At 29.8% G+C, this 12,789-nt stretch carries 9 protein-coding genes; 5 read left to right on the top strand and 4 right to left on the bottom strand.

What is annotated here, in order from left to right:
• The first annotated feature begins 342 nt into the window (after positions 1-342).
• Positions 343-726 (top strand): HU family DNA-binding protein, encoded by a 384-nt coding sequence (locus GQ540_RS10870; RefSeq protein WP_291800929.1) that lies wholly within the window; start codon positions 343-345, stop codon positions 724-726.
• A 1,149-nt stretch (positions 727-1,875) separates the two neighbouring features.
• Here GQ540_RS10870 and GQ540_RS10865 read toward each other — a convergent pair.
• Positions 1,876-4,935, bottom strand: a complete 3,060-nt coding sequence (locus GQ540_RS10865; protein ID WP_291800927.1) for a histidine kinase — start codon at positions 4,933-4,935, stop codon at positions 1,876-1,878.
• A complete protein-coding gene (locus tag GQ540_RS10860; RefSeq protein ID WP_291800925.1) occupies positions 4,913-5,668 on the bottom strand; it encodes a LytTR family DNA-binding domain-containing protein in 756 nt (251 codons plus the stop codon). The genes GQ540_RS10865 and GQ540_RS10860 overlap by 23 nt, the downstream gene beginning before the upstream one ends.
• A gap of 286 nt (positions 5,669-5,954) precedes the next feature.
• Between GQ540_RS10860 and GQ540_RS10855 the strand changes: the two genes are divergently transcribed.
• On the top strand, positions 5,955-6,659 hold the full coding sequence (locus tag GQ540_RS10855) for a hypothetical protein (protein WP_291800923.1): 705 nt from the start codon (positions 5,955-5,957) through the stop codon (positions 6,657-6,659).
• A gap of 381 nt (positions 6,660-7,040) precedes the next feature.
• Complete coding sequence (locus GQ540_RS10850) at positions 7,041-7,856, top strand: carboxypeptidase-like regulatory domain-containing protein (RefSeq protein WP_291800921.1); 816 nt, start codon at positions 7,041-7,043, stop codon at positions 7,854-7,856.
• 3 nt (positions 7,857-7,859) lie between these two features.
• Here GQ540_RS10850 and GQ540_RS10845 read toward each other — a convergent pair whose 3' ends face one another.
• On the bottom strand, positions 7,860-9,041 hold the full coding sequence (locus GQ540_RS10845; RefSeq protein ID WP_291800919.1) for a THUMP domain-containing protein: 1,182 nt from the start codon (positions 9,039-9,041) through the stop codon (positions 7,860-7,862).
• A 146-nt stretch (positions 9,042-9,187) separates the two neighbouring features.
• On the opposite strand from GQ540_RS10845, the gene GQ540_RS10840 reads away from it, so the two are divergent.
• Both GQ540_RS10840 and GQ540_RS10835 read left to right on the top strand, forming a co-directional pair.
• Complete coding sequence (locus tag GQ540_RS10840; RefSeq protein WP_291800917.1) at positions 9,188-9,916, top strand: cyclopropane-fatty-acyl-phospholipid synthase family protein; 729 nt, start codon at positions 9,188-9,190, stop codon at positions 9,914-9,916.
• A complete protein-coding gene (locus tag GQ540_RS10835; protein ID WP_291800915.1) occupies positions 9,913-10,584 on the top strand; it encodes a ZIP family metal transporter in 672 nt (223 codons plus the stop codon). The genes GQ540_RS10840 and GQ540_RS10835 overlap by 4 nt, the downstream gene beginning before the upstream one ends.
• Here the strand turns inward: GQ540_RS10835 and GQ540_RS10830 are convergent.
• A complete protein-coding gene (locus tag GQ540_RS10830) occupies positions 10,581-12,779 on the bottom strand; it encodes a RecQ family ATP-dependent DNA helicase (RefSeq protein ID WP_291800913.1) in 2,199 nt (732 codons plus the stop codon). The two genes, GQ540_RS10835 and GQ540_RS10830, sit on opposite strands and share 4 nt — an antisense overlap.
• Positions 12,780-12,789 lie beyond the last annotated feature (10 nt).

Here is a 12,789-nt window from a genome sequence, read left to right as displayed (position 1 = left end):
ACAATTAGAAGTATTAAAATTGTTTTTTGAATATAAAAACAAAAGCCTTAAAGTTGGAGCTTTAAGACTTTTTTAAAAGGTAACGCTAAAAGAAGCGTCAGATTTTTTTTACATTACAAATCTACATCACTTCTTTTAGCCTACCTAAGATTTTTAATAAAAATTTTAGATCAGGAAAAAATGACATAAGTATTTTAAACCAATCAAAACGGTAATAGACTATATGACCGTTACAAATTTCCAAAATTCACGGGTCCTTCGATTTGTTAAATAAAAGGTGTGTAGTTAAGGCGTCGGTATAACTGCCTTAAAGTTATCCATTTATTATAAAAAATTTCAAGAATGTTAAATTTAAAGGGCATTGCCCGTAAAAACCCGCAGGATGACGCTGCGGCACCAAAATATTATGCGTATGCAACCACTACAGGAATGGTTAATTTTGAAAGACTGGCGTATCTGGTCTCCAACCAATGTACTGTTCGTGAAGCAGATTGTTTGGCCGTATTACGTGCTTTAGAGCACAATATGATGGATGAGCTAGAACAAGGACGCACCGTACAATTTGGTGATTTAGGACTCTTTCACATTGGTGTGCACGCTGAAGGAAAAGCAACACTTGAAGAGGTGAACAGTGCCACAGTAAAAAAGGCACATATGAACTTTAGACCTGCAAAACGCTTGCGTAAAATGCTGAAAGGACTGGAGTATAAGGTGAGTGGCGAATAAACCGCACTTCTTTTTAATATGTTGATAACATCCTCGATTGTTTCGGCAGTCGAGGATTTTTTATGCCTTGTTTTTGGGCTATTATTGCTAAGCAAACCCAAATTATCATCAAGAGATATGAGATTATCTTCTGATGATATTGAATTATCTCTTGATCTTATTCAAATATCTCTTGAAGTTATTAAAATAAGTTCAAATCTTGTTAAAAATGGCCTTCAGTACCCAAAACTCTCCCTATATACACCTCTAAATTCTTTTTTTCCTTCTAAAAATTGAGTTCATGGAGTGTGCTGTTTTTAAAGTTATTCACCATTATTGGTCATTTATACACATTATTTGTGGTTGAAAATAACATGAACCAAACGATATGTATGTTATATCACTGTCACTTCGAGTGGTTTTATGAAGTGAAACGAAATAAAATTGTATCGAGAAGTTCTTACCATAAAGTTCTCGATACACCTTCACTGCATTACGGCACTCGAACTGACTAGGAAACAATACTCTGTAGCTTAGGAGTTCTAAGTAGCATTTAAATTTGATTGGGGCAGATCCCTAATCAAGTTCGGGATGACGGTGTGTTTTAGGAGGTTGCAGTAGTCACTGTCACTTCGAGTGGTTTTATGAAGTGAAACGGAATAAAATTGTATCGAGAAGTTCTTACCATAAAGTTCTCGATACACCTTCACTACGTTTCGGCACTCGAACTGACTGGGAAACAATACTCTGTAGCTTAGGAGTTCTAAGTAGCATTTAAATTTGATTGGGGCAGATTCCGAATCAAGTTCGGGATGACGGAATTAACAATAACCAGTCATTACGAATGTAACGCAGTGGAATGAAGTAATCTGTTACATTGGAGTTCCAACTCATGAGATTGCTTCGTTACACTCGCAATGACGAGTGTTTTGAAGAAGCAGATTGCTTCCTTTTAGTCGCAATGACATATAAAACAAAAAAAGCACCATCTTTTTGACAGTGCTTCTAAAACTCTTTCTTTTTCAGGAAGCTTCAGACTTAGACATCCTTTTCAAAGCAATTTTAGCTTAATTAATATAACAATACCGTAAATGTAACATAACCAAATAGACGCTTCTTAGTAAGTTAGTAAATGATACAATTTTTAGAGTAACCGTATAATAAATAAAATTAACCGTTTGTATTTTGTAGCTGTAAGTTTAATAGCACTGTAGTTCCTTGAGCATTGGAACGAATATTAAAATTATTTAAACCCGATTTATTTAATAAATACAGTCGTTCAGTTACTAATTTTAATCCTTTTGATTTATGAAGTTTTCCTAAAGTTGATTTTTGTATTCCTTTCCCATTGTCAATAATTTCACATTGTAAACTGTTATTTTTAATTGAAAAATTGATGGTAAGCGTAGGGTTTGGATGTTTAGCATCAAACGCATGGATAAATACGTTTTCAACAAAAGGCTCAATTAACATAGGTGGCATAAAAACACTATTGGTATTAAGATTGTTCTTATGAATATGGATAGTAATCTTATTCTCAAATCGCATATTTTCTAAAGTTATATACGATTTTAAATAGCTAATTTCTTCTGTTAATGAAATTTTTTGATGACTTGAATTGTCTAATGTTTTACGTATTAATTTGGCAAATTCACTTAAATACATCAAGGCATTGTCCGTGTCATTATCTATAATATAATTTTGTATAGAATTCATAGCATTAAAGGTAAAATGCGGATTCATTTGTGATTGTAATGCTTCCAGTTTGGTTTCAAGCAATCGTTTTTGAATTTCTGACTTTTGATTTTCTACATTTCTAATTAAACGTGTTCTAATTCTATATATAACATAACTAATAAGCACAATTTGAAATATAAAAAGCGTTCTAAACCACCACGTTTTCCAATATGGAAGGGAAACTTTTACAGTTAATAAGTTAGTTGTATATTCTTTTCCTGAATTTAAATCAGTTGTTTTTACAACAATATTAAATACTCCTGAAGGTACATAATGAAGAAAAATATTGGTATTTGTTGAATAATCACTCCAAATACTATCTAACCCACTAATGTTGTATTTATATCTTAATTTAGTGGGATAAGGAGTGTTATTAGCTTTAAAATTAATATTAATTCTATTTTGATTGTGATTTAAATTTAATTTTTGTGGCATATAGTTAAACCAATAGTATTGGTTTTTGCTCACCTTCTTATTATTAATGGAAATATCACTTATTTCAAGTTTAAGATTTTCTGGATTTGGATTGATGATTTTAGGCAAATTAAACACATAATAGCCTTCATTTGTTCCTACTATTAATTCATCATCAATAACGATACTTGAAGTTAATTGATGTTTTACTAAACCCTGATCGTGGTCTATAAATTGAAATTTACCATCGTTATAAATAGTTAATCCTTCATTTGTTCCTATTAGTATATAATTTTTATAGGTTTCTAAAAATACAATAGAATTTCCGTTCATTAATTTTCGATCTATTTTCTTTATAATTTTGAAATCTTTTGTAACATCTGCTAAATACACTTCTCCTGAAACTGTACCAATAACTAAGGCATTTGATTCTTTAATAAATGCTAAATGACCTATTTCTAATTCATTAAAAATATTTGTTTCATTTAATGAACTAAAAGTATCGTTTTCGTAAATAAACAGCCCTCTGTATAGCGTAGCTACAACTATTTTTTCGTTTAATTTTTGAAAAGCACTAACATTTACAGGGGTATTTGGATTTGTTGCCAAAAACCTTTTAGGTTCAAAATCTAACGTACTAGTTGTATAATTTTGGAGATTGCTTATCACATCAAATGAAGAATAAGGAATTGGATTTAAAAGTTCATTTTTTTTATTAAATTCAAACTCATTAGTTATTATTGGGTAATAATTTAAAAAATCACCATGAGTATTCAGCTGAAATAAGCCAATATTTGTACTAATCCAAATGCCGTTTTTATTGTAAATAATTTTTTTAAAAGACAGGTATTCCGTAGAATTTTGATTGATAAAATAATGAAAGATAACTTTAGGAGTTTCAGGAATGTGTGTTAATTTATGTAAGGCATAATCATAAAATTCATGTTTCCATTGATGCTTAATTATGGCATTATTTTGAGTTATTTTTAATCCTTTTTTAGTTAAAAAATAGAATTTCTTCTTTAAGGATAAAACATCGGTAATATGTAGTTTATTATTTTTATAAAAAATAATATTTTCATTTAAATCTACTTTATAAAACCCCTTATCTTGTGTGCCAATATATAAAAAGTTAAATTTTTTATCAAAATATAAGCATCTAACACTTTTACTATCCACACCAAAATCAGTAGATCTATCAATAAATGTATTCGCTTTAATTTGGTAAACTCCTCCATTATCTGAATGCACACCCCAAGCGGCTCCATATAAATTATTTTTGTGGTCTGTTGCATAGTCCCAAATAATAGATTTTCCAAATGATGTAATTTCTTTTTTATCCGCTAACAAGCTGTCTATATTAAATTTTTTAAGCGATCCACTATGCCCTCCTCCTCTATTATCAATGGCGTAAAAAATAGTATTGTTATTTAAATAATTCGAAAAAAGAAAATTTCCATGATAGTTAAATACTCTTTTAACGGCCATTTCTTCTATATTCAACTTAAAAATACCCGATTCAAGTGTGGCACAATAAATTTCATTTTTATACACAAAATAATCCATCACTTGAAAATCCTTCACCCCATTACGGTTTAAAACACCACTCGCATCAAAAGTTGAAATGTTATCATTTTTAGTGTTAATTATAGACAATCCATCTTCTGTTCCAATAAAAATATAGTTCTTATAATTAAATAATTTTCGAATGTAATTATTGACCAATCCGTTTTTGGTGTTAAAAATTGTGAAAGTTTTTCCATCAAACTTTGTAACACCTCCACCATGACTTCCTATCCAAATATTATTATTGGCATCTTCTATTATACTCCAAGCACTGTTATGTGCCAAACCATCTGAAGCATAAAAATTGGTTATTTGTCCATTCTCAATTTTAGATACCCCATTATTTGTACCAACCCACAAAATACCTCTAGAGTCTTTAAAAATGGATTCTACTTGGTTGTTAGGTAAACCATTTAGCGTGCTTACTTGTTTAGACGGAACTATTTGTGCTGTTATAGTGCCAACTATGAAAAGAAGTAAAATTAAAAAGTTATTTTTTTTGCAATATGGCATTTATAAAATGTTCTTTTTTCCGAATAGAGACAGGTAATTGTTCTCCGTTAGCTAGGGTTACTTTTAAATCATCAACTTTATCAAATTTTATTACATAATTTAAGTTTACTAAATATGATTTATGAATACGAACAAATAATTGATTCCCCAATAATTCTTCTACAAACTTTAATGTTTTTGCCATTAAAATTTGTTTGCCATCAATACACGTTATTTTACAATAATTACTTTCAGATTGGCAATAAACAATATTATTTAATTTTATTAAATCGTACCCTTGTTGCGTAGGCAACGCTACTTTATTAAACGTATTATGCGCTACACTTATATTATCCAGTAAAAGTTCAATTTTAGTTTTTTGTTGTAGTGTAGATTTTTTTGTTTCCAATCGTTTAATTGCTGAAAGAAGATCTATATAATTAATAGGTTTTAATAAATAATCTAACGCTGAATGTCTAATAGCGTCAATAGCAAAATTTTTATGTGCGGTGGTGAAAATAACGCTGAAGATAGGGGCACTAAAATGTTTAAATAATTCAAATCCGTTTTCATTTGGCATTTGAATGTCTAAAAAAACCAACTCTGGTTCATATAATTTTATGGCATTTACGCCCTCTTCAACAGATTGGCATGTTGTTAAGATTACAATTTTTTCTGAAAAATATCTTAGAATTAATTTTCTTAGAAATTCTCTAGCATTTAATTCATCGTCAATTATTATTGCTGTTATCATAGTTCTTTATTAAATAGCTCAGTTTCCTAAAAACGTAACCTTCTTTTTCATTTTAAAGATACCCTTTTATATAGATAAATGTATAATTTCAAAGGAAAATATATTTGAACGTTTAAAGCAAATAATATAACGTTTATTCATAAAACGTTTACGTTTACAATTATTAAAGTAATAGTTACTATGATAAAATGTATTCCTTTCAATAAAAAAACAGTTTAAAAACAAGTATTTTTTATAATTATATAGTATATTTATACTTTATTAGTAACCCACAACATACGTATAAATGAGACTTCTTAAAGCAGCCCCTAAATTATTTTTAGCAGTAATTTTATGTATCAACTTTTCTTGCGACCAAAACAGTGACAACACAATTTTGGAAAGTGAAACAGGAACAGTGACCATACAAGCACTCGCAAATATTGGCAATTCATCATCAAAAAGTCAATTTACAGCAACTATTTCTACTTTTGAAGTAAACATTAAAAACATTCAATTAGGCATTCAAAATGATGCTTATTTAAATACTGTTTTTGAAGGACCTTACTATTTAAACATGTCAAATAATAATACTTTAGTAGATATTGCAACAGTTACAGTACCAAATAATACGTATGACAAAGTAAAATTCAACTTACATAAAAACACAGATAGTCAATTAGCTTTAGATCAAAAATCTGTTGAAATTACAGGTGATATTGATGGCATTCCTTTTGTGTTTTGGCACAACACTGAAAACCTAGTTGAAGTTGAATTCAACAATTCATTAGAATTAAGTATTCTTGGAAACAATGCGAATGCACTTATTAAGTTTGATTTAAATTCACTGCTAACAATTGTACAAACCATTGGTTTTAACGGGACTTCACCTGAAAAAGCAGATAGAAATGGAAACGGTATTATTGAAATAAACCCAAACAACGATGATGGCAACGGTGAAATTGCTGCTATTTTCTTAGGATTAATACAAGATAGTATTGTACTAGATTAATGTGAAACTTTCTACCATCAATTAAAAAACAGTTTAAAAAGTAGGGTATTTTAATTGATAGTTGTTATTAAATAAACCATTAAATGATTTCATTAAAAGGTATTAAAGGAACGTACGGATTTAGAAAATGATTAAAATTCAGTATCTAATTCGTATTATTTAGGGAGTTTATGTCAAAAAGACTTGTGTGGGGCACAAGTCTTTTTATTTGCTAGAACACCTATAAGTTAAGCGTTCAAAAAAAATAAATAGTGCTAACTGAGAGTTCTAAAAGTAACGGGTTGGTTTCTATTTTTTCGCAGTCTGTAATCAATCAAATCATTAAATGATTCTTTTAGTTTTCTTTAACAAAATTATCGCTAATAATTAGTATTATTGCATATGACAAAAAAGATACTTTGTGTTGCTTTTATTTTAATTTCAATGAAAGCATTTAGTCAAGAAATAAAGAATAACGATTCTATAAAAAATACACCGTTAGCTATTTTCTTAAAAGGCCAAATAGTTAGTAATATAAATAAGACTCCATTAGCTGGAGCCCATTTATTCAATTTAAATTCAGTTATTGGAACTATTGCGAATGATGATGGTAAATTTGAAATTGCTACACAACCAAACGATACTATTTATGTGTCTTACTTAGGGTATCAATCCATAAAATTAAAAATTACAAACGATTTATTAAAAGGAAATGAACTAGTCATTGAATTGCATGAAAAAACGGAACAAATTAAAGAAGTTGTTGTAAAATCGCACAAACTTGTTGGTGTTTTAGAGATTGATGCTAAAAATGTACCAAAAGATAAATATGCTCGAATTCACATTGTAGGCTTGCCTCAAACATATGAAGTTGGCACAAGAACGCGAAGAAACTACACCTCGCCTATTGATGCTTTGTTTAAACCAATAGATTTTGTGTATAGTATGTTTGGGAAAAAACCAAAGCAATTAAGAAAACTAAAAAAATTACGTAGCGACGACCATTTGCGTGTCATGTTAGAAGGCAAATTTAATAGAGAACTGATGATGGAGTACTTGGATTTGGATGCCGATGAACTCACAGAATTACTTAACGAATGTAATTATTCAGACTATTTTATAAAATCGGCCAGTGATTTACAGTTAATTGAAGCCGTTTTATTATGCTACGAAAACCACAAAGCAATTAAAAAAGGAAGTACTATTAAAGAAAAATAGCGCTTAGCTTTCACTTTCATTTACTGGAGGTAATTTTTTAGCTTTTTTACTTCCTGCATACATGTCATAACGTACAAACTTACAATCTAAATCACCATTTTTTACGGGTATTTTTCTTGAAGTTCTTAATCCAACGTGTTTCAATGCTTCAAAATCTGATGTTATAAACCAAACAGTAGAGTCTGGATAACCATGCTTTAATGTGTCTCCAATTTTCTTGTAAAATTCTTGAACATCAACATTTAAACGCTCTCCATAAGGCGGATTAAATAAAATAGTAGTTTGCCCAAATACTTCTTTTGCTGAATTAAAGAAATTGATATGATGTACACCTATAAACTCTTCTAAATTAGCATTTTTTATATTTTCTTGTGCTTTTGTTACAGCTGAAGGTGCTTTATCAAATCCCATAATCTTAAAATGAGAGCTTCTAATTTTTTTCAATAAAGAATCTTGAATGGTAAAATATAAATCTTCATCATAATCTTCCCACTTTTCAAAACCAAATTCTTTTCTGTTGATATTTGCAGGAATATTATTCGCTATCATAGCAGCTTCAATTAAAATAGTACCTGAACCACACATTGGGTCAATAAAATTACAATCGCCTGTATACCCTGAAAGCAATACCAAACCAGCTGCTAAAACCTCATTAATAGGTGCAATATTGGTAGAACTTCTATAACCACGCTTGTGCAATGAATCTCCTGAACTATCTAAAGAAACCGAACACATTTCTTTTTGTATATGCACATGAATCTTAATATCAGGATGTTTTACATCTACATTGGGCCTTTTATGGTATTTATTTCTAAAATAATCAGCAATGGCATCTTTAGATTTTAATGAGATATAGTGAGAGTTTGTTGTAAAATTATTAGAGTTTACAACTGCACCAATTGAAAACGTAGAATCAACAGTCATAACTCGTTCCCACTCAATTTGCATTAGTTTTTTGTACAAATCATCTTCATCAGCAACTCTAAAACGCTTAATTGGTTTTAAAATTCGTATTGCGGTACGTAAAGCTATATTTGCTTTGTACATAAAACCTTTATCACCTCTAAAAGACACGCTTCTAATACCAACTTCAACATCTTGAGCTCCTAAATTTTTAAGTTCAGTTTCTAATAATTCTTCAAAACCAAACATTGTGGTTGCAACCATTCTAAAATCACGATTCATATTCTCCTATTTTCTGCAAAAATACAGAAAGATTTTCGATAAAAGCCTTTTCAATTTGTTTAGAAATAAACCGTCCCTCTAATTGACATTAAAATTGATGCATTAAACTAAAACTATTTGCTATTTTTGCATGCATTTCAACAATTATGACTCAAAACAACGACTGGTTTGTATCTTGGTTTGATACAAATTATTATCATATTTTATATTCGCATAGAGATTATACGGAAGCTCAGGAGTTTATGCAAAATATTATTTCTTATTTAGCGCTTAAAAAAGAAGCTACTTTGCTAGATTTAGGTTGTGGTAAAGGACGTCACTCAATTTATTTAAATTCTTTAGGATTTAACGTTGTTGGAGCAGATTTATCTAAAAATAGTATTCAGCAAGCAAAACAATTTGAAAATGAGCGTTTACATTTTATGGAGCAAGATATGCGTAACCCGTTTAAAGACAGTTATAACGCAGTTTTAAATTTGTTTACTAGTTTTGGTTTTTTTGAAGATGATGCTGAAGATATTACCATACTTCAAAATATAAAGAATAGTTTAAAACCTGAAGGTATAGCTATTATTGACTTTATGAATGTGAAAAAAGTGATGGCTAATTTAGTTGCTAAAGAAACACAATTAATTGAAGGAATTACGTTTAACATTACTAGATATATTAAAGATGGTTTTGTTGTTAAAGAAATAAATTTTGATGCTGATGGCAAGCATCACACCTATTTTGAGAAAGTAAAATGCTTAGATTTACCAAAAATTAATTCGTACTTAGCAGCTGTTAATTTTAAAATAAAACATACTTTTGGTAATTATCAACTAGCCCCTTTTAACGAAACTACCTCTGATCGATTAATTTTAGTTTTAGAATGACATACATTGCACTTATAGTATCTGTTTTAGTAGGAATTCTAATTGTTTTTGGTTTAAAACCAAGCAACAAAATAGCACAATTGTTATTAGCTTTTAGTGGTGCTTACTTATTATCTATTACCATACTTCACTTATTTCCAGAAGTATATACAAGTAAAGTTTCTAATATTGGTCTATTTATTTTAATTGGATTGTTATTTCAACTAATCCTAGATTTTTTCTCTAAAGGTGCTGAACACGGTCATATTCATATACAAGAAAACAGTACTTTTCCTTGGGCATTATTTGTAAGTTTAAGTATTCACGCATTTATGGAAGGCATTCCTTTGGCACATAACCACCACCATGACTATTTATTATGGGCAATTGTGGTACATAAAATTCCTATTGCAATAATATTGGGTACCTTTTTTGTGAATTCTAACATTGCTAAATCTAAAGCATTGTTATTTTTAATACTTTTTTCTTTAATGTCACCGTTAGGAAGTTTGGCAGGAGAACATATTCAAGTAGTAATGACGTATAAAACTGAAATTACAGCCATTATTATTGGAATATTTTTACATATTTCTACTATAATTTTATTTGAAACATCAAAAAACCATACGTTTAATCTCTTAAAGTTTATTGCAATATTAACAGGTATGTTTGTTGCCTTTTTAGCTTAATTTGCTACTTGGCTAATAAATTTTATACGCATTAAACGCAACTCATTATCATCAAATTCTCCATCAAATTCATCCATGGCATCTTGTATTTTATCGGTATCAGATTCCATAAAATAGTCGAAAATTTCTTCTTGTTGCTCTTCGTCTAAAAGCTCATTAATACAATAGTTTATATTAATTTTTGTTCCGCTATACACAATACGTTGCATTTCTTCAATTAACTCTTCAAACTTTAAACCTTTAGATTTTGCAATGTCTTCCAATGGAATTTTCCGATCCGTATTTTGAATGATGTACAATTTTAATCCAGAGTTAACTCCAGTACTTTTAACAACAAAATCATCAGGTCTTAAAATTTCATTTTCCTCAACGTATTTAGCTATTAATTCAACAAAAGGTTTCCCAAATTTTTTCGCTTTCCCTTCACCAACACCAAAAATATTTGTCAATTCATCCATTGAAATAGGATATTTTAACGCCATATCTTCCAATGAAGTTTCTTGAAAAACAGCATAAGGTGGCACTCCATTCTTTTTGGCTACAGATTTTTGCAAATCTTTTAATAATTTAACCAACATTTCATCTGCGGCTGCACCACTACCCTTTTGGTTTGTTACAATAGTAGTATCATCATCTTCATCGTAAATATGATCTTCAGTCATCATAAAAGAGGTCTGCTTTTTTGTATAAGCAACTCCTAGTTCTGTTATTTTTATAACACCATATTGTTCAATTTCTTTTCTTATAAAACCTGCAACCAAAGCCTGTCTAATTAGCGCCATCCAATATTTATCTGGATGTTGTATCCCACAACCAAAAAATAATTGATCATCTGTTTTATGAGATTTTAATAACGCATTTATTTTTCCTATTAATGTGTTTACAAGTTCTTTTGCTTTGTATTTTTGTTTTGTTTTTTGAACAACTTCTAATAAATTTAATAAATCCTCTTTGGCTTCGTGTTTCTTCTTAGGATTTTTCATATTATCATCCATATCAGCTCCTAAACCGCTAATATCATCAAATTCTTCACCAAAATAATGCAGTAAATACTTTCGTCGAGACATGGAGGTTTCTGCATAACCAACTACTTCTTGCAATAATGAATTTCCTATTTCTTGTTCAGCAATAGGTTTTCCTGAAAGAAATTTCTCTAACTTTTCAATATCTTTATATGCATAATACGCTAAACAGTAGCCTTCTCCTCCATCTCTACCGGCTCTACCAGTTTCTTGATAATAACTTTCTAAACTTTTTGGAATGTCATGGTGAATTACAAAACGAACATCAGGCTTGTCAATTCCCATCCCAAAAGCGATAGTTGCAACAACTACATCTACATCTTCCATTAAAAACATATCTTGGTGTTTTGCTCTAGTTTTACCATCTAAACCCGCATGATATGGAACCGCTTTTACACCGTTAACTTGCAATACTTGTGCTACTTCTTCTACTTTTTTTCTGCTTAAACAGTAAATAATACCTGATTTGTCTTGGTGTTGACGGATAAATCGAATAATATCTGAATTAACATTTTTTGTTTTAGGACGAACATCATAAAATAAATTAGGACGGTTAAAAGATGCTTTAAACGTTTTGGCATTTGACATACCAAGGGTTTTTAAAATATCTTCCTGTACTTTTTCAGTTGCTGTAGCCGTTAAGCCAATAATTGGAACTTTATCTATTTTTTCAATAATAGTACGAAGATTTCTATATTCTGGTCTAAAATCATGTCCCCATTCTGAAATACAATGCGCTTCATCAATAGCTACAAATGAAATAGTTTGTTGTTGCAAAAACGCTACATACTCTTCTTTAATAAGAGATTCTGGAGCTACATATAATAATTTTGTAATGCCACTTTCAATATCGTTTTTAACCTGTGCTACTTCCGTTTTATTTAATGAAGAGTTTAAAACATGCGCTATTCCATACTCTGATGAAATTCCTCTTATAGCATCAACCTGGTTTTTCATTAATGCAATTAAAGGTGAAACAACAATTGCTGTACCTTCTTTCATCAATGCTGGTAACTGATAACACAAAGATTTACCACCACCTGTAGGCATAATTACAAAAGTATCATGTCCATCCATAATACATCGTATCACTTTCTCTTGCAACCCTTTGAATTTATTAAATCCAAAATTCTTTTTCAAAGCTTCGTGTAAATCAATATTTTTACTGCTCATTATGCTTTTA

The sequence above is a fragment of the Lutibacter sp. genome (genome assembly GCF_013139515.1).
Classification (GTDB): domain Bacteria; phylum Bacteroidota; class Bacteroidia; order Flavobacteriales; family Flavobacteriaceae; genus Lutibacter.
The sequence above is the reverse complement of the archived record's forward strand: the minus strand, read 5'-3'. Positions and strand labels throughout refer to the sequence as shown.

Bases quoted from the DNA above. Each gene is read 5' to 3' on its own strand.
- GQ540_RS10870 (WP_291800929.1), top strand. From the start codon at position 343: ATGTTAAATTTAAAGGGCATTGCCCGTAAAAACCCGCAGGATGACGCT.
- GQ540_RS10865 (WP_291800927.1), bottom strand. From the start codon at position 4,935: ATGCCATATTGCAAAAAAAATAACTTTTTAATTTTACTTCTTTTCATA.
- GQ540_RS10860 (WP_291800925.1), bottom strand. From the start codon at position 5,668: ATGATAACAGCAATAATAATTGACGATGAATTAAATGCTAGAGAATTT.
- GQ540_RS10855 (WP_291800923.1), top strand. From the start codon at position 5,955: ATGAGACTTCTTAAAGCAGCCCCTAAATTATTTTTAGCAGTAATTTTA.
- GQ540_RS10850 (WP_291800921.1), top strand. From the start codon at position 7,041: ATGACAAAAAAGATACTTTGTGTTGCTTTTATTTTAATTTCAATGAAA.
- GQ540_RS10845 (WP_291800919.1), bottom strand. From the start codon at position 9,041: ATGAATCGTGATTTTAGAATGGTTGCAACCACAATGTTTGGTTTTGAA.
- GQ540_RS10840 (WP_291800917.1), top strand. From the start codon at position 9,188: ATGACTCAAAACAACGACTGGTTTGTATCTTGGTTTGATACAAATTAT.
- GQ540_RS10835 (WP_291800915.1), top strand. From the start codon at position 9,913: ATGACATACATTGCACTTATAGTATCTGTTTTAGTAGGAATTCTAATT.
- GQ540_RS10830 (WP_291800913.1), bottom strand. From the start codon at position 12,779: ATGAGCAGTAAAAATATTGATTTACACGAAGCTTTGAAAAAGAATTTT.